18 protein-coding genes are annotated in these 21,519 nt (G+C 72.4%); 13 read left to right on the forward strand and 5 right to left on the reverse strand.

The annotated features are described in order from the left end of the window. Positions 1–89 precede the first annotated feature (89 nt). The gene (locus C8054_RS01570) at positions 90–1,466 is read left to right on the forward strand and encodes a glycoside hydrolase family 6 protein (RefSeq protein WP_107154848.1); all 1,377 of its coding nucleotides are present in this window, start codon (positions 90–92) and stop codon (positions 1,464–1,466) included. A gap of 267 nt (positions 1,467–1,733) precedes the next feature. Continuing rightward, positions 1,734–2,675 carry a hypothetical protein gene (locus tag C8054_RS01575; RefSeq protein WP_146179832.1) on the forward strand — a complete coding sequence of 314 codons (942 nt, stop codon included), beginning with the start codon at positions 1,734–1,736 and terminating at the stop codon, positions 2,673–2,675. Between the two features lie 93 nt (positions 2,676–2,768). Here the strand turns inward: C8054_RS01575 and C8054_RS01580 are convergent, their stop codons facing one another. Next, complete coding sequence (locus C8054_RS01580) at positions 2,769–3,602, reverse strand: alpha/beta fold hydrolase (RefSeq protein ID WP_107154850.1); 834 nt, start codon at positions 3,600–3,602, stop codon at positions 2,769–2,771. A 203-nt stretch (positions 3,603–3,805) separates the two neighbouring features. Here C8054_RS01580 and C8054_RS01585 point away from each other — a divergent pair, with 203 nt between their 5' ends. After that, a complete protein-coding gene (locus tag C8054_RS01585; protein ID WP_158273775.1) occupies positions 3,806–6,085 on the forward strand; it encodes a helix-turn-helix domain-containing protein in 2,280 nt (759 codons plus the stop codon). A gap of 19 nt (positions 6,086–6,104) precedes the next feature. Here the strand turns inward: C8054_RS01585 and C8054_RS01590 are convergent, their stop codons facing one another. Beyond that, entirely contained in the window at positions 6,105–7,022 is a 918-nt protein-coding gene (locus C8054_RS01590) for an alpha/beta fold hydrolase (protein WP_107154852.1), read from the reverse strand. Positions 7,023–7,124: 102 nt separating this feature from the next. Here C8054_RS01590 and C8054_RS01595 point away from each other — a divergent pair, with 102 nt between their 5' ends. The 6 genes from C8054_RS01595 (at position 7,125) to C8054_RS01620 (ending at position 12,820) form a co-directional block, all read left to right on the forward strand. Further along, the gene (locus C8054_RS01595; protein WP_233219418.1) at positions 7,125–7,694 is read left to right on the forward strand and encodes a TetR/AcrR family transcriptional regulator; all 570 of its coding nucleotides are present in this window, start codon (positions 7,125–7,127) and stop codon (positions 7,692–7,694) included. 98 nt (positions 7,695–7,792) lie between these two features. Next, positions 7,793–8,326 carry a SigE family RNA polymerase sigma factor gene (locus C8054_RS01600; protein WP_107154854.1) on the forward strand — a complete coding sequence of 178 codons (534 nt, stop codon included), beginning with the start codon at positions 7,793–7,795 and terminating at the stop codon, positions 8,324–8,326. Beyond that, the gene (locus tag C8054_RS01605) at positions 8,313–9,554 is read left to right on the forward strand and encodes a hypothetical protein (RefSeq protein ID WP_107154855.1); all 1,242 of its coding nucleotides are present in this window, start codon (positions 8,313–8,315) and stop codon (positions 9,552–9,554) included. The genes C8054_RS01600 and C8054_RS01605 overlap by 14 nt, the downstream gene beginning before the upstream one ends. A 561-nt stretch (positions 9,555–10,115) precedes the next feature. Then, positions 10,116–10,412, forward strand: coding sequence for a helix-turn-helix domain-containing protein (locus tag C8054_RS01610; protein ID WP_107154856.1), 297 nt, complete (start codon positions 10,116–10,118; stop codon positions 10,410–10,412). Positions 10,413–10,522: 110 nt separating this feature from the next. Continuing rightward, positions 10,523–11,800 (forward strand): GNAT family N-acetyltransferase, encoded by a 1,278-nt coding sequence (locus C8054_RS01615; protein ID WP_158273776.1) that lies wholly within the window; start codon positions 10,523–10,525, stop codon positions 11,798–11,800. Between the two features lie 63 nt (positions 11,801–11,863). Beyond that, positions 11,864–12,820, forward strand: a complete 957-nt coding sequence (locus C8054_RS01620) for an SCO2521 family protein (RefSeq protein WP_107154858.1) — start codon at positions 11,864–11,866, stop codon at positions 12,818–12,820. Between the two features lie 10 nt (positions 12,821–12,830). Here C8054_RS01620 and C8054_RS01625 read toward each other — a convergent pair whose 3' ends face one another. The 3 genes from C8054_RS01625 to C8054_RS01635 form a co-directional block, all read right to left on the reverse strand. Continuing rightward, the gene (locus tag C8054_RS01625; protein ID WP_107154859.1) at positions 12,831–13,802 is read right to left on the reverse strand and encodes an SCO2522 family protein; all 972 of its coding nucleotides are present in this window, start codon (positions 13,800–13,802) and stop codon (positions 12,831–12,833) included. Continuing rightward, positions 13,799–14,713 (reverse strand): SCO2523 family variant P-loop protein, encoded by a 915-nt coding sequence (locus C8054_RS01630; RefSeq protein ID WP_233219419.1) that lies wholly within the window; start codon positions 14,711–14,713, stop codon positions 13,799–13,801. The genes C8054_RS01625 and C8054_RS01630 overlap by 4 nt, the downstream gene beginning before the upstream one ends. A 214-nt stretch (positions 14,714–14,927) precedes the next feature. Beyond that, positions 14,928–15,728: an SCO2525 family SAM-dependent methyltransferase gene (locus C8054_RS01635; RefSeq protein WP_107154860.1), complete on the reverse strand. Its 801-nt coding sequence runs from the start codon at positions 15,726–15,728 to the stop codon at positions 14,928–14,930. 213 nt (positions 15,729–15,941) lie between these two features. Between C8054_RS01635 and C8054_RS01640 the strand changes: the two genes are divergently transcribed. From C8054_RS01640 to C8054_RS01660, 4 genes are all read left to right on the forward strand, one after another. Continuing rightward, positions 15,942–17,117 carry a sensor histidine kinase gene (locus C8054_RS01640; RefSeq protein WP_107154861.1) on the forward strand — a complete coding sequence of 392 codons (1,176 nt, stop codon included), beginning with the start codon at positions 15,942–15,944 and terminating at the stop codon, positions 17,115–17,117. After that, positions 17,114–17,821 carry a response regulator transcription factor gene (locus C8054_RS01645; protein WP_233219420.1) on the forward strand — a complete coding sequence of 236 codons (708 nt, stop codon included), beginning with the start codon at positions 17,114–17,116 and terminating at the stop codon, positions 17,819–17,821. Before C8054_RS01640 ends, C8054_RS01645 begins: the two co-directional genes overlap by 4 nt. Before the next feature lie 103 nt (positions 17,822–17,924). Next, positions 17,925–19,526 carry an alpha/beta hydrolase gene (locus C8054_RS01650; RefSeq protein WP_199199453.1) on the forward strand — a complete coding sequence of 534 codons (1,602 nt, stop codon included), beginning with the start codon at positions 17,925–17,927 and terminating at the stop codon, positions 19,524–19,526. A gap of 442 nt (positions 19,527–19,968) precedes the next feature. Beyond that, positions 19,969–21,465, forward strand: coding sequence for a multicopper oxidase family protein (locus C8054_RS01660; RefSeq protein ID WP_233219421.1), 1,497 nt, complete (start codon positions 19,969–19,971; stop codon positions 21,463–21,465). Positions 21,466–21,519 lie beyond the last annotated feature (54 nt).

The following is a 21,519-nucleotide window of genomic DNA, read 5'->3' on the forward strand; positions in this document are numbered from 1 at the left end:
CGTCTTGGCAGCGGTGCCACACTCCGCTACCTTCATGGGAACGCTCCCATGAACTTAGATACATCTATGTGATCAGGAGGAAACACGTCGTGGCTATCCTCTCCCCGCTGCGCCGCAGATCCGCGGCCCTCGGCGTCGCGGCCGTCGCGGCCGTCACGGCCGCCGGCGTCAGCCTCACCATCGGCGACGCGTCCGCCGGCACGGTGTCCGGCTCGCTCTACCGCGACCCGAGTTCGGCGGTCGTCCGCTGGGTCGCCGCCAACCCCGGCGACTCGCGGGCCGCCGTCATCCGCGACAAGATCGCGAGTCAGCCGCAGGCCCGCTGGTTCGCCAACTTCAACCCGTCGACCATCCAGTCCGAGGTTTCCGGGTTCGTCGGCGCCGCCAACGCCGCGCAGCAGATCCCGGTGCTCTCGGTCTACGAGATCACCAACCGGGACTGCGGCGGGGCCAGCGCGGGCGGCGCGCCGGACCTCAACCAGTACCAGACGTGGGTGTCCAACTTCGCCCGCGGGCTGGGCAACCAGACGGTCCTGATCATCCTGGAGACCGACTCGCTGGCGCTCCAGACGTGCCTGAGCAGCGGCGAGCTCAACGCCCGCAACCAGGCGATCTCGACCGCCACCCGGACCATCAAGTCGGCCAACCCCAACGCCAAGGTGTACCTCGACGGCGGTCACTCCACCTGGAACAGCGCGAACGAGACCGCCAACCGGCTCCGGAACGCCGGCGTGCAGTACGCCGACGGCTTCTTCACCAACGTGTCGAACTTCAACCCCACCTCCAGCGAGGCGAACTTCGGCCGGGGCGTCATCTCCGCCCTCAACGGCATGGGCATCTCCGGCAAGCGCCAGGTCATCGACACCAGCCGCAACGGCGGCGCCAGCGGGGACTGGTGCGGCGACGACAACACCGACCGGCGCATCGGGACGTACCCGACCACCGCCACCAACGACGCCAACATCGACGCGTACCTGTGGGTGAAGCCGCCGGGCGAGGCGGACGGCTGCCGCTACACGGCCGGTTCGTTCCAGCCCGACCTGGCCTTCAGCCTGGCCAACGGCGCACCCAACCCCCCGACCACCACGCCGCCGACGACCGCGCCGCCCACCACGGCCCCGCCGACCACGGCGCCCCCGACCACCGCGCCGCCGACCACGCCTCCGCCGAACGGTAACGGCTGCTCCGCGTCGGTGTCGCTCAACCAGTGGGCCGGCGGCTTCACCGCGAGCGTGACGGTCACCGCCGGCTCGGCGGACCTCAACGGCTGGACCGTGACCATCACGCTGCCCGGCGGCGCCGCGACCACCGGCGTCTGGAGCGCCCAGGCCAGCGGCACCAGCGGCACCGTTCGGTTCACCAACGTGAGCTACAACGGGCACGTCGGCGCCGGGCAGTCGACCAACTTCGGCTTCCAGGGCACCGGCACCGGCCCGGGCTCGACGGCCACCTGCGCGGCTGCCTGACCCGCGCGACGGGGCCCGGTGCGGAGGACGACTCTCCGCACCGGGCCCTCGGCGGGCACGACCGCCGGCCCGCGTCGGCTGGGGACGGCGGCTGCGTCGCGATATCCTGGCGGTGGGCAGAGCGCCTGCCCGCGCCCGATGTGACAGTCCACGCCTGCTCACATGCCCGGGGCCAAGGGTCTCCGACTCCGCGCTGTCGTGTCGAGTGTCCGGCGTGCCCGCCACGCCGCCGTTCGGTGGAGGGCGTGGGACTGCACCGGAGGCCCCATGTCCGATCCGAATCCGCGTCACACCCCCCGTCCCGGGCGTGCCCGCAAGCGGGCGATCCGAGAGCAGGCCGCCCGGTCCGGAGTCGCCTACTCGGTGGCCGCCCGGCAACTCGAGGCGGTCGGGCTCCAGCCCGGTGAGACGCTTTCCAGCTACGGGCGCACGATCTATCCGGCTGGCTCCGACGCCCACCGGCAGATGCTCGTCGAACGCCGCGAGCGGCGGTCGTTCGAGGAGCGGGTGGCGGACACCCGGCGGGCCGGGGCGCTGCCGGACGGCCGTGCCCACCATCTCGTCGAGCGTTTCCCGCCCACTCGGGGGCCGAAGGGCACCGGGGTAGGCCCGCTGTATCACGGCGAGGGTCGCCGGGAGCTGCTCGCGATGGCGTACCTCGTCGTCGCGGCCGAGTCGCCGGGGCTACTGCCCGAGGTGGGCGACCTGGCCTGGGTCTCCGAGATGGGCGAGGAAACCGCGCTCGACACGGCCTGCGCCGACCTGGACCGCGAGGCCCGCCGGCTGCTCGACCGGGAGCCGGCGGTGCTCTGGTCCGTGATCGACAGCGCGTTGGCCGCGGCCGAGCGCAGCGCCGACTGGCAGATCCGTCAGGAAGCGATCCGGCACGCCGCACTCTTCCGTGCCATGGTGAGCCCGCGCGAGGGATACGCGGGGGAGCCGTATGTGGCGGAGCTGCCGGTCGCGGGTGTCCGGCAGATCCTGGACGCGCTGCTCATCGTCGCCGAGGACGGGCACGCCCCCGGCACCCGGGTCCGTCTGCTCTCCGACTCCCACCGGGGACGCACGGCCACGATCACGGGTGCCCGGTGGGGGTCGCCGGGTCCACCCGTGGGCTACGACGTCTGGCTCGACGGGGCGCGGACGGCGCTGTCGGCGCGCGCGTCCGAACTGGTCGTGCTGGCCGGCCAGGAATCGTCGCCGCGTTGAGTCGCGCGGCTCCTCCGCCGCCACTCGACGCGCACGGGGGTCGACCCGGACGGGGCCGCCCCCGTGGCGCGGCTCATGGCGTGCCCCGCGGGCTCAGGCCGCGATGAATTCGAGCAGGTAGCGGTTGACCAGCTCCGGGTGCGTCCAGGCGATGTTGTGCGGGCCGCCCGGGATGACCTCGAAGCGCAGGTCGGCGATCAGCCCCGGCAGCCGGTTGGCGGTGGCGTCGATGGGCAGGATCCGGTCCGCGTCGCCGTGCAGCAGCAACGTCGGCACGTCGATCTTCGCCACGTCGTCCCGGAAGTCGGTCAGCCAGGAGTCGACGCAGGCGTACGCCGCGTAGGCCGAGGCGCCGACCGCGGTGATGAAGCTGTTCTGCCACGCCTGCTCGCTGATCCGGGCGCCGCCGAGCACGTCGACGTTGTAGAAGTTGTCCAGGAAGTCCTTGAAGTAGGCCGGCCGGTCGGCGATCACCGCCGCCTTGATGTCCTCGAACACCTGCCGGTCGACGCCGTCCGGGTTGTCGTCGGTCTTGAGCAGGAACGGCGGGATCGCGCCCATCAGCACCGCCTTGCGGACCCGCCCGGAACCGTACGCGCCGAGGTAGCGGGTCACCTCACCGGTGCCCATCGAGAAGCCGACCAGGATGATGTCGCGCAGGTCGAGGTGCTCCAACAGGGTGTTCAGATCCCCGGCGAACGTGTCGTAGTCGTACCCGACGGTCGGCTGGCTCGACCGGCCGAACCCGCGCCGGTCGTAGGTGACCACCCGGTGGCCGGCGGCGAGCAGTTCCCGGGTCTGCTTCTCCCAGGACGCCCCGCTGAGCGGGTAGCCGTGGATCAGCACGACGGCCGGGCCGCTGCCGTGGTCCTCGTAGTAGATGTCGATGTCCGCGCTGTTCTCTTCGCCGACCTTGACGTAGGGCATGTGGGTGTCCTTCCGGAGCGGGGGTCGAGGTGTTCGCTGCGGTCCGGCACCCCCGATGCCGCCGGTCCGTCGCCTCACCGAGTCAACCGGCCGGGACCCCGGCACACCACGAAGAAGACATGCAGAAGTACGCCCGCGGCGCTCGTCGCCACGCGAACGTGGAACACTTGATCCGGTCAGAGCAGCAGGTCAGGGAGGCTCCGGTGACCGACGGTGAGATCGCGTTCGGGCCCCGGCTGCGGGAGCTGCGGCTCGCCGCCGACCTGACGCTGGAACAGCTCGCCGAGCGGTCCGGCGTCAGCGACCGGGCCATCAGCGACATGGAACGCGGCGTCAGTCAGGGGCCGCAGGCCCGTACCGTGCAGGCCATCGCCGACGCGCTGGGTCTCGGGGCCGACGACCGCTCGGAGTTGGCCGCGGCGGCACGGGCGGGCCGTCGCCGCAGCGCCGGGCCGGTCACCCGGGGCCGGTGTCCGCTCCCGCGGCGGGTTACCGACTTCGCCGGCCGCCGGGACGAACTGGCCGCGATCCGTGCCCGGCTCACCGCGGCGGGTCCCGGTGACCCCGCGCCGGTGGTGCTGCTCAGCGGCGCGCCAGGGATGGGCAAGACGTCGCTGGCCGTGCAGGCCGCGACGGAGTTGGCCGACGCGATGCCGGACGGGCGGTTCTTCGTCGACCTGCGTGGGCTCGACGACCGGCCGTTGACCGCGGCCCAGGTGCTGGAACGGCTGATCCACGCGATCGACCCGTCGGTCGGGGCGGTCCCGCACGACCTGGACGAGCTCTCCGCCCTGTGGCGGACGCGGGTCGACGGCCGACGGGTCGTCGTGGTGCTCGACAACGCCGCCGGCGACGGGCAGGTGCGACCCGTGCTCCCCGGCACCGGGCCGGCGGCCGTGTTGGTGACCAGCCGCCGCACCCTGAGCGGGTTGGAGGGCGTCCACCGGATCCCGCTCGGCCCACTGCCCGACGCCGCCGCCGTCACGTTGCTGGCCGGGATCGTCGCCGGCCCGCCGGAACGGGCCGTCGGGCTGGACCGGCTCGCCCGGCTCTGCGCGAACACTCCGCTCGCCCTGCGGATTGCCGGCAACCGCCTGGCCAGCCGCCCGGCGTGGACGGTCGGCGACCTGGCCGACCGGCTCAGCGCCGAGGAGCGCCGGCTGGACGCCCTGACCGCCGGCGACCTCCAGGTCAAGGCGGCGTTCCGACTGTCGTACCAGCAGTTGTCCGGGGTGGGCCGGCGGCTGTTCCGCCGGCTCGCGCTGGTGCCGGGCCCGTCCACCGGGGCCGAGCTGGCCGCCGTGCTCGCCGAGGAGTCCCTCGTCGGCACCGAGGACGCCCTCGACGAGCTGATCGACCTGGGCCTGCTGCAACACGGCGCCGACGACCGGTACTCCCTGCACGACCTGCTGCGGCTCTACGCCGACCTGGAACTGCGGCAGGAGGAGTCCGCCGACGACCGGCGTGCCGCCCGCCGCCGGATGGTCGACTGGCTGCTGGACACCACCGTCGTCGCCGGCCGCTGGTACGAACCGGGCTTCGGCGCACCGCCGCCGGACGCCACCCGGCTGGTCGGGTTCGACACCGCCGACGCGGCCCGCGACTGGCTCCAGGCCGAGGCCGAGAACTGGCTGCCCGCCCTGGTCCAGGCCGCCGCGGCCGGGCCGCACCGGCGGGTCGTCGACGTCGCCGAGTCGCTGCACTGGTTCTCCGACCTGTGGCCGCACTGGGGGCACTGGCACGAGGTCTTCGCGCTCTCCGTCGAGGCCGCCGACCGGCTCGACGACGACCACCTGCGTGCCGTCCACCTCGGTTACCTCGCCTGGGCGCACATCGCCTGCCGGGGCGAGTTCGACGTCGGCTTCCGACACGCCGAACGCGCTGCCGAGTGCGCCGGCCGGGTCGGCGACGCCCGCCAGCAGGGGTGGGCCCGCTTCTACTGCGCCTGGGCCCGGCTGGAGGCCGGACGCTACGCGGACGCCCTCGAATACGCTCGCGGGTCCGCCGACCGGTTCCGCCAGGCCCGGGACTGGGACGGGCTCCCGCAGGCGCTGCTCAGCATCGGCCAGAGCCTGGGCGGGCTGGAGCGCGACGACGAGGCGGTCGCCGCCTACCAGGAGGTGACCGCGGTCGTCCGCAGCCCGGAGACCGCCCCGTCGGAGCAGGTCGCACAGATCGCCGACGTGATGGCGGCCCGCATGACCGCCCGGCTCCACCGGCGACACGGCCGGTGGAGCGAGGCGAAGCACCTCGTCGACGGCGCCCTGGACCTGGCCGAACGACTCCGGCTCCAGCGGATGGTGGCGTGGGCGCTTGTCGACCGCGCCGACGCGTTCCTCGGCCTGGGTGACCCGGTGGCCGCCGTGGTCGACCTGCGCCGGGCGGTGGCGGTGCATCGGGAGATCGGCGACGAGTCGCAGGCCCGGCAGCTCCAGGATCGGCTCGACCGGATACCGGCACCGGACCCGCCGCTGGAGCCGTGACCGGGCTGGGCCTCTCCGCCTACCGGTGCTCGACGCGGTAGGTGCCGTCACCGGTCACGGCGTGTTCGCTGAGCGCCTTCCAGGCGGTGCTGTCGAGGTCGAAGGCGTCGAGCAGGTAGGCCGAGACCGCGTCCGCGACGAGGGCGACGCGGGCCGGGTCCTCGTCGGTGGTCTCGGCGACCTTCTCACCGGCGACGCCGCCCAGGGTGTGCTGGCCCTCGGCGATGGTGAGCAGGCTCTTGGGCGCGGGGCTGAGGTGGTAGGCGTCGGTGAACCAGTCCGGCCCCCGGGTGGACATCGCCGACTGGTCTCTGTCGCCGGCGACGACGAGGGCCGGGGTGGCCATGGTGGAGTAGTCCGGCCGCATGAACGGCAGGTGTTCGACGGCGAACGGGGTGAGCGTGTCGCCGGTGCCGGTCGCCGCGATGAGCGCGCCCGCCCTGACCGCGGGGTGGGAGAAGTCCTCGCCGGGTGTGCCGTCGGCGTCGAGGACGCGGGCGCCGAGCAGGGTGCCGGCGGTCTGGCCGCCCCAGGAGTGCCCGACGACGGCGATCCGGTCGTGGTCGACGCTCGCCCGCAGCCCGGCGGCCCGGGCCTGGTCGAGCACTCCGTCGAGGTGGTCGAGGACGGCGTGCAGGTCGGCGATCCGGGCGCGCCAGATGGTGCCGAATCTCGGGTCGTCGAACCCGATGCCGTGCCGGCGGGAGTCGAGGTGGGTGGGTTGGACGACGACGAACCCGGCGCCGGCCCAACGGTCGACGAGCGGTCCGTACCCGTCCATCGACCAGGCGTTGCCGTGGGAGAAGACGATCACGGGAAGGTTGGTGCCGGAGACCGGCGCGGTGACCTTGACCTGGAGGTCGATGTCGCGGCCGGTGGTGGGGACCGGGATGGGCTTGACCGAGGCGACCAGGGTCGTGGGTTGGCCGATGGGCATGGTGGCGCCTGCCTTCTCAAGGGGGTCTGTCACAATCAAGCGGAACATGGTTCCGCCAACAACACTAGCGGAACCATGTTCCGCCAACAAGGAGGGGGAGCGGTGACCGAGTCGCTCGGCGCGCGTCAGGCAGGCGTACGGCGCAACCGCGAGGCCCTGCTGGCCGCCGCCGCGGCCGTGTTCGTGGAGCAGGGGGTGCAGGCACCGATCCGGGACATCGCCGGCCGCGCGGGCGTGGGCCTGGGCACTGTCTACCGGCACTTCCCGAGCCGCGCCGACCTGGTCACCGCCGTCTACCGTCACCAGATCGAGGAATGCGTCGCGCTGGCCGCCACGCTGCGACAGGAGCCCATCGCCCCCGGCGAGGCGCTGACGCGCTGGATCGACGCGTTCGTGGAGTTCCTGGTGACCAAACACGGCCTCGGGGTCGCCCTCCAGTCCGAGGACCCGAGCCTGCTCACCCTGCACACGCTGATGCTCGACGAACTCGTCCCGGCCTGCGCCTCGCTGATCGACGCAGGCGTGGCGGCCGGGGAGATCGACCCCGAGGTGACCGCGTACACGCTCATGCGCGCGGTGGGGAACCTGTGCATCCTCGGCCCGGGCTACGAGCGCGCGCACGCCCAGGACATGGTGGCCCGCCTGCTCCTCGGGTGCCGCGCCGACCGCTGACACCTGCTCCCGGGGCATCCGCACAACTACTTCTCCGAACCGTGCAACGTCCCGGGTGGGTGGCTCCGTTCTACCTCCGTCATGAGGAGGCAGTCGACGTGAGAGCCGAAGACGAGCAAGCGTTCCGCGAGTTCGTGACGTCGCAGATGGCGGCGCTGCGCAAGCTGGCGTACATGACCTGCGGGGACTGGCACGCGGCGGAGGATGCCGTGGCCAACGCGCTGGTCAAGCTCTACCCCCGCTGGCGGAAGCTGGACCGGCCCGATCTCTACGTCAAGACCATGGTCTACCGGGCCGCGGTCGACGAGACCCGCCGTCCCTGGCGGCGCGAGCGGTCGGCCGGCGACGCCGTGCCGGAGATCGCGCTGGGGGACCCGGCCGGCGCGACCGACGAGCGGATGCGCCTGCGCGCGGCGCTCGACGCCGTGCCGGCCCGGCAGCGGGCCGCGGTCGTGCTCCGGCACTACCTGGACCTGAGCCTGGAGGACACGGCCGGCGTCCTCGGCTGCACCGTGGGCACGGCCAAGAGTCAGGTCTCCCGTGGCCTGGCGAAGCTGCGCGAGTCACTCGGCGGCGAACACATCGAACTCACCGGGAAGCCGATGGAGGAGTGGACCAATGCAGTTGCATGACCTGGTGGACGCCGTGACGGGCGACGAGCCGCCGATGCGCCGCACCGCCGACGACATCGTCGCGGCGGGGCGGCGGGCCGAGCGGCGGCGCCGGGCCGGGTTCGCGTCGGCCGGCGCGGCCGGTCTCGTCGTGGTCGCGGTCGCCGGCGCGTTCACGCTGCCGACCCTGGGTGCCGGGCGGGACACCCCCGGCCCGCCGGCCCCGGCCGCCGCGGCGGCGTCCCGGCCGGCCGGGGCCGTCTGGCCCGCCGCCGCGCCGTTCACCTTCACCTTCACGGGGTACGACGCCGGCACGCTGCACGTGCAGGACCCGATCGCCACGTCGACCGCCTACCAGATCGCCTCCGTCTACTCCGACCGCCACACCTCGAACGACAAGCCCATGACGGCGGCGGAGGCCGAGGCGTCGGGGGACGTCCTCGGGGACCGGAAGAAGGCCGCCGGAGGGAAACCGTCCCTGTGGGCGTACCTGACCGTCTACCGGCCGGGCGCCTTCGACCCCGACGGGATCCGGAACGGCAGGAAGGTCACCGTGGCCGGGCACCGGGCGGTGCAGGCGACGCTGCCGGTCGACCTGGACCCGAAGAATCCGATCGACGCGGGCAACAAGCTGTTCGCCTGGGAGTACGCCGACAACGCGTGGGCGGCCGTGACGTCGTTCTCCAGCGACAAGGCCACGCCGAGCTTCGCGGATCTGGCCGGCCTGGTCGACGGGCTGAAGCCCGGCCGGCCGACGCCGGCCCTGGTGCCGTTCACGGTGGGCTACGTGCCGGCCGGCTACCTGCCGTTGCAGACCGGCACGCACGCCATGCCCGGCCTGATCGGCATCGCCACCGCCCGCGCCGGTGACTACGGCGGCGCGACGTACGCCCGGCCGGCCCCGCCCACCTCGGGGCTGACCGCGCCGTACGACGCGGTCGAGGGTGGCATCAGGGACGGCTTCCACATCTTCGTCCTGCCGCGCACCAGCGCGAACCAGTCACCGGAGCCCGGCACGACGAGGTGTCAACAGGTGCCCAAGCAGCGGGCGCGGGAAGCGGGACTCGCGATCGGCGACTTCTGCAACGTCTGGAGCGCCGACGGCAGCGTCGTCCTCCAGGTCACTGCCACCGGCCTCGGCGACACGTTGCCCTCGACCGAGCTGGAGAAGATCGCCAAGGGGATCACGGTCGCCGATGTCCGGGACGAGTCGACCTGGACCCCGGCCGCGACCGCGCTGCGGCAGTGACGGTCGACGCCGATCCCTGCGGGGCGCCCCCCGCCCCCGGCGAAGAACGTCGGGGGCGGGAACCAGAAAACCTGGGCTGACGGGACTAGACATCCTCCAGGGCGTGGCATACTCTTCCTCGAGTCGAGAGAGAAGATCCGTCAAGACGTGGACGGGCCGTCCGGCCGTGAGGTCATGACGGACGGCGAAGTGCAGGTGGAGTCAGGGCTCTTTTCGGGGCTGCACCTGATGCTCGCCGCGCGTGCCGGGGCCATGAAGTCGCGTGGGCTCCGACACCGGCGGGCCGTACGACAGCACGTGCCGAAGGTAAGCAGAGGAAAGGGAGGGCCGTACACCGTTGGATCGCCCGCCCACGGCCGCCACGTCAGGCCGGGCGGACACCGCAGTTTCCATCGAACGAGAGGTGGTCTCCGGTCACGCATACGCGATCCTCGCGCCCGAAGCCGTCCCTGACGGCTGGCGCGGACACGACAAGCCGACGTTCCCGTCGGCAGTAGGTGTTCTGACCCGTAACCCTGGGCCCCGGCGCACAAGCGCCGGGGCCCTCGACGTGGAGGTGACATGGGGCAGCAGCCCGACGACATGTTCGGCGATGAGAACTACCCGGCCTACACCATCGGCCAGGCCGCGGAGATGCTCGGCGCCACGCAGGACTTCCTGCGCCGCCTGGACGAGGCAAAACTGATCAACCCGCACCGCTCCGGCGGCGGGCACCGCCGCTACTCCCGCTACCAGCTGCGGCTGGCCGCCCGGGCCCGCGAGATGGTCGACCAGGGCACCGCCCTGGAGGCCGCCTGCCGGATCATCATCCTGGAGGACCAACTCGAGGAAGCCCTCAGGCAGAACGGGAAGCGGTGACGGGGCCGGCCGGGGGGTGGGCGTGAGCGCGGTCAGCAGACCCGCAACGGTCGGAAGATCGTCAGTTACCCACGGTGTGGGGGGTTGAACCGACAGTCCACAATGGTGGGGTGACGACAGGCAGCGCCGGGAGTCGGCCTCGGAGCACCGGGGCGAGCATCCATGACGCGACGGAGGCGGAGATCGCCGAACTCGTCGCTCTGGACGAGGCCTGCTTTCCGCCCGACGACGAGACCCAGAAGCCCGCCGCCCCGGGCGAGATCGAGAACGCCGTACGCGAGGGCCGCGTCCGGGTCGTCCGCCTCGACGGTCGGGTCGTCGGGTTCCTCCGCCGGGAAACGCCGTCCATGCACCACCTCTACATCGGCGCGTTGGGCGTGCATCCCGACCGCCGTGGCCAGGGGTTCGGGGCCGCGTTGCTGGACGACATGCTCGATTCCGGTTGGGCGCCGGAGCGTCGCGACCTGCCGTCCGTGTCCACGGTCACGAGCCCGCAGAACCTGGCGATGCTCGGTCTCCTGCTGTCCCGGGGCTTCGTGGTGCGCACGCTCATGCCGGACTACTTCGGCCCGGGCAAGGACCGGTTCTACTGCCAGTACAAATCCCGGGTCGAGTACGTCGACCCCGACGACCGGTTCATCGTGCCGGTGAACGGTGCGGTCCAGTGGTCCGCGCTGCTCGCGTCGGAGTCGTACCAGATCACCGCCCTGCTGTGGCTGCCCAGCGGGCCGGCGTTCGAGATCTCGCGCTTCGAGAAGGACGACCTGGGTGCGCTCCAGTCGGACGAGACAAACGCCAGCGTCGCGTTCGCCAGCGGCATCCTCGCCTCGATAACCTTCCTGCTGGGCCTCTCCTTCGCCTACGCCACGTTCCCGGACGCGGTACGCATCCTGCTGATGGGCGCGGCCCTGGCCACCACCTCGTCCCTGATCATCTACGCGAACACCTCGGGTGAACTGGCCCGGCTACGCACGAACAGCTTCGGGCGGTACGCCAAATGGGGCAATGTGCTGTCCGAGTTCGGGGGTGTCTTCCCGTTTCTGGTTTCGCTACCGGTGACCTTCGCCGAGGTGACCTCCTCGCTGACGGCCGCGCTGTTGGCGGCCCTGCTCTTCTCCGCGGCGCTCCTCCTGTACGACCGGTCGGCCTTCACGATCTCCGCGCGGTTCCGGCAGAGCGGCTGGACGCGGTCGCTGTCCCTGGTCACCGCGGCCGCCCCGCTGGCCGGAGCCGCGGCGATCAGCCTCGCCCCGTCCTGGCTCACCTGGGTCTGGACGGGCACCGTCGCTCTCGCCCTGATCTCCCGGTCGTACATCTGCCTGGCCCGCCGCGGAGACGAGACCACACCTAACATCGCCGTCGACCGTCGTTGGCAGATCCGGCGCTGAGCCGCAGGCTGAGCCAGGTGACCGACACTCGGTATTCGCCGGGTCGGACGGGCGGAGGTAGCGATGCTCACGATGGGTGAGGTGCACACCGGCCTGCTGCAGAACAGCACCGCCCTGGTGCAGGAGCAGACCTGCGAGGTGTTGAACCTGGTGCAGGGCGAGGACGTGCTCACCTCCCGGCGCCCGTCCCTGTACGCGGTGTCGCCGGATCTCCGCACCGGAGTGGACTGCTGGCTACCCAGCGCCAGGAACCGGCAGCTACGCGGGGTCGGCGCGGTGGTCACCCGGGCGATCGTCACGGGCGGCCGGATCGGGCAGGCGTCCTCGATCGTCCAGGTCGTCGGCGGCACGCGCCGTCGGCCGTGGTCGCACTACCTGGCCAATCCCGGGGTGCTGGAGACGGTCGGCCAACTCGACCCCACCGACCTGGCCGCGGGCTTCCGCCAGGGCTCGGCCGCGGACGTGTTGAACCTGGAAGCGATCACCGGTCGAACGCTCGACATCGTGCAGATGTCCGACCTGCTGGACCGACGCCCGCCGCTCCGCGCGGCGCGGACCCGACTGCGCTGGACCGCGCAGGTCGATCCGGAGCCGGACGCGACGGGCCGCGCGACGGTGACTGTGGAATCGCCCACCCTGCGGACGGTCGAACTCGTCGTCAGTCCGCAGGACGTGCCGACCGCGGTGGCCGGCCTGTGCGAGGATCTCGCCCTGCACGACTGGTTGCTCACCGTCCTGTCCGCCGTGGTGGAGACCGCGGTCGCTCGCAGCGTGCCCGCGCAGCAGCACATCGACCAGCTCCGACCGGTGCTGGAGCACCTGCTGCACCTGTGGCTGCCCGGCGCCCGGGTGGACCCGCGGCTGCTGCCGATCTGGGAGCGGCTCGAGGAGGTCCCCGGCTTCAGCCGGCAGTGGACCTCGTCGGTCAACTGGATCCGCGACCAGCTCACGGTGGGCACCACGGCCCTGGTACGTGAACTGGCCGACCGCGCGGCGGCCAGCCGGCCCGGCGGCGCGTAGGCGTGCGGCCCTATCCGCCGGTGAACACGTAGCTCAGCCGGTCGACGAGATCAACGGGTAGCTGTACGCCCTCGCCGGTCGCCCGCTCGGCGACCTGCCGGGCCACCACCGGGGGCACCGCGACCTGGCCGAGGATGGTCCGCACCGCCAGCTCCACCGGAAGGTACCGGGGGTCCATCAGGGTAACCGTCCGGTACGCGCAGAACGGCGCGGCGGCCCGGTTCAGTTGGACGATCGCCGGCAGCTTGTCCCAGTCGGTCGGCAGCGACTCGTCGGCCGGCAGTCGGTACGGCTGGGTGACCGGCTCACCCCGGTGCCGCAGCACGCCCAACCGGATCATCTGCCAGACCGAGGCGAGCAGCGCGCAGGCCCACACCCGACCCTGCGGCTCGTCGGACCACAGCTCGACATCGACGAAGATGGAGTGCCGGGGGTCACCGGACTCCACCGGTGGGGACCACCGCTTCGGCGGAGTCAGCGCCGGGGCGCCGGCGTGGCCCGGGGAGCGCCTGCCGTTGGACAGCCACCCGGTCTCGCTCAACGGCGGCCGGATCCCGGTGGTGTGCCGGGGTGGCTCGACCACCAGGGTGTCGACCACCAGTTGGGCCAGTTCCACGTCGCCGTACCGGGCGAAACTGGATTCCCGGGCCACGTAGTCCAACGTGAGGCCGTGTGCCTTCGCAGCTCGCTGGACCTGCGGTATCACCTCTCGAGGGCTGCCGAAGCGGTGGAAGTAGTCGTCCACCAGGAAACACGTGCTTATCCGTGGCCGCCGGTCGGGCGGCAGCCCTCGCTGGGCCAGCGCCGGGATCGCCTGGGCCCAGACCGCGATGCGCTCGAACTTGCGAGCCAGTTCCCGGCACCCGTCGCCGAAGTCCTCCGCGTAGATGTGCCCCAGCTCAACCGAAAAGTGCGAGTAGGCCACGCTCTCCGTACGACGCACCGCCGCCGTCTCCTGGAAACTGACGTCCACGGATCTCACAAGGTCTCCCACACGGTGTCGTCGAAGAGCCGTTCCGTCAGCGTGGCGAAGGCGCGCACGGTCTCCGCGCTGGCGATCCCGCGAGATACGTCGTGATCCGTGATGAGCTGCTCCCGCCACTGCAACAGCGGATCCAGCGGAACGGTGCCGAGCAGCGCGTAGCGTCCGATGCCCCGCCGACGGGCCAGCTCGGACAGTTCCGCGTCGCATCTGCGCAGGAAGGCCTGCTGCGCGACGCCGAGATGCTGCACCTCCGGGCCGTGCGAACTGAGCACGGCGGTACGCACGAACCGCAGCGACTCCCGGAGCCGTTCCGGCTCGTGGCCGTACTCCTTGCCCATCGCGATGATCCCGCCGGCCTCGAAGGCCAGATCGGCGGCCGCCGTGACGTGCTGCGGCGTCCACCGGTGGAAGACCACCCACCGGGCGGTCACCTTCCGCAGCACCGGCGTGGCGGTGGCGGCCAGGGCGAGCTGGTTGGCGTAGGACCGGCCGGCGCTCAGATCCACCAGGGTGAGATCGAACTCCTCCTCCAGCCGGAGAAACAGCTCGGCGCAGCGCCTGGCGATGTCGTCGGTGAAGCCGAAGTCGCTGCCGTAGCGCTGGCCGGGCAGCACCACCAGGGGGCCGGCGCCGATCGGGCGCCCTCGCCGGCGCGTTCCCGCACCGTTCCAGACGTCCAGCTGCGCCGGTGCCGGAATCTCTCCGCGCAGGTACCGGTGCAGGCCGCCGCCGTCGGGCCCGGTGCCCTCCACCCCGTTGGCGGCCCAGGGAATCTCGAACGTGGTGCCGGCGGTCGGCGAGCCGAAGTCGTAGTCCAGGTAGCAGGTCGGCCGGCCGGACAGCGCGCTGCGGTAGGCGATGTTCGCGCCGGTCACGGAGCGCCCGGTGCCACCCGTCGGAGAGGTCATGAAAACCAGCATGGGAAACCCCTCGCTCGCCCGGCGTGGCGCGGTGGCGATGTCATCGAGCATCGACGGCGGGTTGAAGGCGGGGGTGGCGGCCGGTTCGGGGCGGTCAGCAGCGCCTCGTCGGGGTGGCGGTGGACCGCCGGTGGTCGGGCCGTCGATCGGTGACCTTCGGGCGGGCCCGGACCGAACCCGGGCCGGCACCGACCGGACACGGTCATCGCCGGTCGTGGGTACGGCCGGTGACCAGCAGCATGCTGAGGTCCTCTTCGCGCAGCGGTGGCTCGGCGCGTACCTCGTGGAGAGCCAGGTCGTCCGCGCCGGCTCCGACCGTGGCCGCCACGTCGTCGGCTCGTAACGTCACGGCCGGGAAGTAGTGCTCGCCGACGAGGTAACCGCGGGAGCCGAGCATGAAGCCCGCGGCAAACGGCGACCCGGGTCGAAGGGCCCCGAGGAACCGGGCGATCGCACGCTCGAACTCCGCCGCGTCCGAGGAGATCGAGCACGCCACGAAGAACATCGTTCCCGCGTCCCAGCTCTGCGCCGGCAGATCGAAGACGCTCATCCTGTGCACCCGGCCCACCCGCGCGAGACGGCGCCGCGGATCGGCCACCGCCGAGTACGCCGGCTGCTCCGCGCACACCTGCCAGAAGGGGTCCCAGGACGCGTCGTAGCCGTCGAGCTGGGTACGGAGCCAGTCGACGTTGGCGGCGGACCATTCGCACAGGTCGAGGCGCTCCGCAAACGGCAGCATGGCCAGTGCCGGGTAGAGGTTCGCGCCCGAACCCGCGTCCAGGCACCGGGCGTCGGACAGCTCCGCCGCCGCGAAGAAGTCCCGGAGATGGCGCAGGATCTCGCGGTCGTCGGTGCGCAGGGTCACGTAGTTCGACCTCAGGTACGACCGCGGATCGAAGGTGTCCCAGTCGATCTCCGAGTTGTGCCTAGGGTGGGACCAGTCCGGTGCGAGTCCGGCGGGCTCCGGCTGGTACGCAGAGCCGTCCACGGGGGTCGATGCCATCCGCCTGCCTCCACGACTGGCCGGTGCTCCGGCGACTGTCCGATATCGGAAGTCTCGATGCCAACTTTGTATCCGACGCGGTAGCGCACCGCAAGGGACGCCGCAGCCCGGTGCGCAGGCCACGGCGGCGCTGGTGCCGGCGGCGCTGGTGCCGGCGGAGGTGGGAGCGGACACCGTGGGTGCTGATTCTCCGCGAGCCCTAGGCTCGATGCGATGAGTCGGACAACCGAGCCCCCGCGTCGGACCCTCCGGGAGGCGGTGGACGACCGGGTGGTCGACGCCACCCTGATCGTGCTGGCCGGTGCGGTCGGACTGATCTCGGTGGTCTCCCAGGTCAACGACGCGGTGCCGGGCTCCGCCTGGATCCGGTACGCGGACTGGGCCACCGGGATGCTCGGCGCTCTGGCGCTGTGGTGGCGGCGCCGGTTCCCGGTCGTGCTCGGCGCTGTCCTGGCCGTGGCGAGTTCGTTCTCGGAGACGGTCGCTCCGGCCGCGATCGTCGCGTTGTTCACCGTCGCGGTGCATCGCTCCACCAGGGCGACGGTCGCGGTGTGTGCGGTCAGCCTGGCCGCGCTCACCGGTTACCAGTTGCAGTGGCCCGAGACGGCGGCACCGCCGATGACGGTGTTCGTCATCATCGGGCTGGGGAACCTCGCCATCGTGGCGTGGGGGCTGTCCGTACGCAGCCGCCGGGCGCTGGTCGCCGCCCTGCGGGAGCGGGCGGCGGCGGCCGAGGTCGAGGCGCTGCTGCGGACCGAGCATGCGGCCCGGGAGGCCCGGGAGGCGCTCGCGCGGGAGATGCATGACGTCCTCGGACATCGGCTCTCGCTGCTCAGCGTCCATGCGGGCGCCCTCGCCTATTCGCGCGACGCGCCGGCCGAGGACCGGGCGCGGGCCGCCGAGGTGGTCCGCGAGAACGCGCACCGCGCCCTGCAGGACCTCCGCGAGGTGATCGGGGTGCTCCGGGCTCCCGTGGGTGAGCTGCCACTGCCGGGCGTCGAGAACATCCCGGAGCTGATCGACGAGGCCCGTCAGGCGGGCACGCCTGTCGAGTTACGGGACGAGGCGGGGGTGACGACCGAGGACCGGAACCTCCCGGAGACGCAGGGTCGCACGCTCTACCGCCTCGTGCAGGAGGGCCTGACCAACGTACGCAAGCACGCGCCGGGTGCGCCGGTGGTGGTCCGCCTCACGGGACGGCCCGACGACCAGGTGACCGCCGAGGTGGTGAACGCGCCGCCGACGGTTCCGTCCTCGCGTCCCGATGGTTCCGGGGCGGGGCTGCGCGGGCTCGGAGAGCGCGCCCGGCTCGTGGGCGGGCAGCTCGACCACGGGCCGACCGACTCGGGCGGCTGGCGGCTCCGGCTGCGGTTACCCTGGCCGTCGTGACCCTTCTCCCGCCGGCCGACGGCACGCCTGCCGGGGACGGGCCGGTCATCGACGTGCTGGTCGCCGACGACGACCCGGTGGTCCGGTTCGGGCTGAAGATGATGCTGAGCGGGGCGCCCGACCTGCGGGTGGTGGCCGAGGCGAGCGACGGCGCGGAGGCGGTGGAGTTGGCCCGACGCCACCGGCCCGACGTGGTGCTGATGGACATCCGGATGCCCGGCACCGACGGGCTCACCGCCACGGAAACGCTGCGCGGGGGATCGTCCGCTCCGCAGGTCATCGTGTTCACCACCTTCGACGCCGATGCCCATGTGCTGCGTGCCCTGCGGGCGGGCGCGGCCGGGTTCCTTCTGAAGGACACCCCGCCCGACGAGCTCGTCGTGGCGATCCGGCACGCGGCGCAGGGACGTCCCGTGCTCTCGCCCGAGGTGATGCGTCGACTCATCGCGCGGGTCGCGGATTCGGAGCAGGACGGTCGGCAGCAGGCCGCCCGACGTCGTCTCGGCGTGCTCGCCGACCGGGAGCGGACGGTGGCGGCCGAGATCGGCGCCGGGCGCACCAACGCGGAGATCGCCGTGCGGCACCACCTCGGCCTGACCACTGTCAAGACCCACGTGTCGGCGATCCTCACCAAGCTGGATCTCACCAACCGCGTACAGGTGGCACTGCTCGTGCAGGAGGCGGGACTCGTTCCCCCGGATTGACCGCTCCTCCTTTGGTTCGGGGATCCGGAGCCTTGGTCGGATAACGGAGCCGGTTGGCCCGCCTAGCGTCGATGACATGCGACTCTCCCACCGACATATCAGCGTGTCACCCCGACCGCTACGGATCGCCGCGGCGCTGGCCGCCGCCGCGCTCGCCCTGACCGCTTGCACCGGTGGGGCCAGCACGGCGGCGGCGGACCGCGCCACGGAGACCGCCGGCCCGGCCGTGCCCGCGCCGACCCCGGCGCCGGCGCGGTGGGCGGAGTGCGGTCAGGGCCTCGACTGCGCCACCGTCGAGGTGCCCCTGGAGTACGCGGACCCCGACGGCGAGCAGATCAAGCTCGCCGTGACCCGGCACCGTGCCACCGACCCGGCCCGACGCATCGGCAGCCTGTTCATCAACCCGGGTGGTCCGGGGGTGCCGGCCACCGAGACGGTCGCGTCCATCGACACCGCCAACGACACGGGCCCCTATTCACCCGACGTCGTCGCCCGGTTCGACGTCGTCGGCATGGACCCGCGCGGGGTCGGGAAGTCCGGCGCCGTGCGCTGCCTCACCGACGAGCAGCGCGCCGAGCAGGCAGCCGAGAACCGCGACCCCACCATCCCCGGCGGGAAGCCGTTCGGCACGCTGCTCACCGACGCCCGCACCGTCACGAAGGGCTGCCTGGCCCACCAGAGCCCCGAGTTCCTGGCGAGCCTGTCCACCGACAACGTGGCCCGGGACCTCGACCAGGTACGCGCCGCGCTCGGCGAGGAGAAGATCACCTTCTACGGCGCCTCCTACGGCACGGTCGTGGGACCGATGTACGCCACGCTCTTCCCCGACCGCGTACGCCAGATGGTGATCGACGCCCCGGTCGACACCAGCCTGTGGCAGAACGACCCGCTGCGGCTGCTGGACGACGTCGCCCGCTCCAACGAGGAGACGCTCGACGCCTGGTTCAGGACCTGCCGTGCCGAAGGCGTGCGGGTGTGCGCCTTCGGCGACGGTGATCCGGAGGCCGCGCTCGACGCCCTGATCACCAAGCTGGAGGCGAAGCCGCTGCGGGTTCCCCCGGCGGAGGGCCTCACGCCGGGCGGCACGCTCGACGGGGCGATGGCCCTGGAAGCCGTACGGGCCGCGGCCGGCAACCGGGTGCTCTGGCCCACCCTCACCGCGGGCCTGCTCGCCGCGCAGCAGGGCAACGGCACGGCTCTGCACTTCCTGGTCTCAAGGATCACGGTCGCGCCGTTCGGTGGGCCGTTCGCGATCCTCCAGGAGCCGCACAACGCGGTCCGGTGCGTGGACTGGCCGAAGCTGGGCAAGCTGTCCGAGCATCACGCGGCGGCGAAGAAGATCGCCGAACGCGGGGAGCGGCTCGGCAGCCGGGCCGCCTACAGCGCGTTGAACTGTGCGCTGTGGCCGGTCGAGAACGAGGACCGCTTCACGCGGGAACTCACCGGCGCCGGCGCCCCGCCGATCCTGGTGGTCGGTGGCCGGCTGGACAACGTGTCCCCGTACCACTGGGCCGAGGCCATGGCGGAGCGGCTGGAGAACGCCGTCCTGCTCACCCGCGAGGGCGTCGCCCACACCTCTTACCGCACCAGCGGCCCGTGTATCGATGCCGCCATTGACGCCGCGTTGATCGATGGAAAGCTGCCAGCGGACGGCACCACCTGCGAGGCCGTGCCCCCGGCCACCACCCGCCCGCCTGCCCGGTAGGCGCCGAACTGGCCGGATACGCCGTAGAGCCATCGCTGGATGAGCATGCTCCACGGAATGAGCAGGGCGAGGGAGAGCATGGTGCTGGCCTGGTAGGGCGGCGTGTAGTCGGCGCCGCCCGGCCAGGTCGGTCGGGACCTTCTACCCGTCCGACTGGTCCCGATCGCCCTGCCGCGGGATGGCTGGTGGTCGTAGCGTCCGAGCCAGGTGCACATGACCTGGAACGTGCGGGTCCGGCTGGTGCAGGCGGGTGAGCGGCGATGACGGGATCCGGCGGGTGGCTGTGGCCGCTGCTGATGGCGGCGGCGCCGATGTCGGTCGGTGGCGGGTCCGCGTGGCGGGTCCGGGCCGGCGGGCGGGACGTCGGCCGTCAGATTCATCACGAGCGGTTCGTCTGCGCTGAGATGGACGACGACAAGTGCCATCGACGGGATGTGTCGTGGTGACCGGGCCGCGGCGGGTTTCGCGTCGTCAGGTGCTTGTCGGCGCGGTGGGCGCGGTCGCGTTCGGTGCTGCCGTCAGCGGGTGGACGTGGGCCGTGGGCGGGTCCGCGCGGCTGGTCGCCCCGGACGGTACGGCGGCGGCCAGCGTCGAGGCGGCCCGCCGCCGTGCGGGTGGCCGGACGATCCCCGCGACACTGACACCTCGGCCGGTGAGTCTGGACCTGGGCGGTCCGACCGTGTCCACCTGGGGTTACACCGACAGCCCGGACGGGCAGGTGATCCGGGCGCGCGCCGGTGACCTGCTGCGCGTCGAGGTGGACAACCGGCTGCCCGTGGACACCAGCGTGCACTGGCACGGGGTGGCGCTGCGCAACGACATGGACGGCGTGCCCGGCCTCACCCAGGCGCCCATCCCCGCCGGTGCCCGGCACACGTACGCGTTCACCGTCCCCGACCCCGGCACGTACTTCTTCCATCCGCACACCGGACTGCAACTCGACCGGGCCCTGCACGGCGTCCTGATCGTGGACGACCCGGCCGAGCCGGGCCGCTACGACGCCGAGTGGATCGTCGTGCTCGACGACTGGGTCGACGGGACCGGCCGCACCCCGGACGAGGTCCTCACCGGGCTGCGGAGCATGGGAGCCATGGGCGACATGGCAATGGCCGGCGGTGGGACGGGCATGGAGCGGTACGTCTCGCCGCTACTCGGCGGCACAGGCGACGTCGCCTACCCCTGGTATCTGGTCAACGGCCGCGTCCCGACGGCCCCTGTCACGTTCACCGGCCGCCCTCGCCAGCGGGTGCGGCTGCGCCTGGTCAACGCCGCCGCCGACACCGCCTTCCGGGTGGCGCTGGGCGGGCACCGGCTCACCCTCACCCACACCGACGGTTGGTCCGTCACCCCGACCGACGCCGACGCGCTGCTGCTGGGCATGGGGGAGCGCGCCGATGTCACGGTCACCCTCGCCGACGGGGTGTTCCCGTTGGTCGCCTCGGCCGAGGGCAAGAGCGGGCAGGCGGTCGCCGTCGTGCGCACCGGCGCCGGCGACGCGCCGCCTGCCGACGCGCGTCCCGGCGAACTCGATCAAGCGGTCCTCGTCACCGGTGCTCAGCCCGTGCCCGACGCCGTTCGTCTTCCCGACCGCGCGGTGGACCGCACCCACGACCTGGTGCTCGACGGGGCGATGATGCCGTACCGGTGGACCATCAACGGCGCCGACTACGCGCACTCCGCACCGCTGACGGTGCGGCAGGGGGAACGGGTGCGGCTGCGGTTGATCAACCGCAGCGCCATGTTCCACCCCATGCACGTGCACGGGCACACCTTCGCCGTCGTCGGCTCAGGCACCCGCAAGGACACCGTCATCGTGCCCGCCCGACAGACCGTCACCGTCGACCTCGACGCCGACAACCCGGGTCAGTGGATGACCCACTGCCACAACCCGTACCACGCCGAAACCGGCATGATGGTCAACCTGGCGTACCTGGCCTGAGCGCGGGCGGCGCGGTGGCCGGACGCCCACCCGGGTCCGGCCACCGCGTTCCTG

The organism is Micromonospora sp. RP3T (assembly GCF_003027925.1).
In the GTDB taxonomy this organism is placed as follows: Bacteria; Actinomycetota; Actinomycetes; order Mycobacteriales; family Micromonosporaceae; genus Micromonospora.

Bases quoted from the DNA above. Each gene is read 5' to 3' on its own strand.
- C8054_RS01575 (WP_146179832.1), top strand. From the start codon at position 1,734: ATGTCCGATCCGAATCCGCGTCACACCCCCCGTCCCGGGCGTGCCCGC.
- C8054_RS01580 (WP_107154850.1), bottom strand. From the start codon at position 3,602: ATGCCCTACGTCAAGGTCGGCGAAGAGAACAGCGCGGACATCGACATC.
- C8054_RS01590 (WP_107154852.1), bottom strand. From the start codon at position 7,022: ATGCCCATCGGCCAACCCACGACCCTGGTCGCCTCGGTCAAGCCCATC.
- C8054_RS01605 (WP_107154855.1), top strand. From the start codon at position 8,313: ATGCAGTTGCATGACCTGGTGGACGCCGTGACGGGCGACGAGCCGCCG.
- C8054_RS01610 (WP_107154856.1), top strand. From the start codon at position 10,116: ATGGGGCAGCAGCCCGACGACATGTTCGGCGATGAGAACTACCCGGCC.
- C8054_RS01620 (WP_107154858.1), top strand. From the start codon at position 11,864: ATGCTCACGATGGGTGAGGTGCACACCGGCCTGCTGCAGAACAGCACC.
- C8054_RS01630 (WP_233219419.1), bottom strand. From the start codon at position 14,713: ATGACCTCTCCGACGGGTGGCACCGGGCGCTCCGTGACCGGCGCGAAC.
- C8054_RS01635 (WP_107154860.1), bottom strand. From the start codon at position 15,728: ATGGCATCGACCCCCGTGGACGGCTCTGCGTACCAGCCGGAGCCCGCC.
- C8054_RS01640 (WP_107154861.1), top strand. From the start codon at position 15,942: ATGAGTCGGACAACCGAGCCCCCGCGTCGGACCCTCCGGGAGGCGGTG.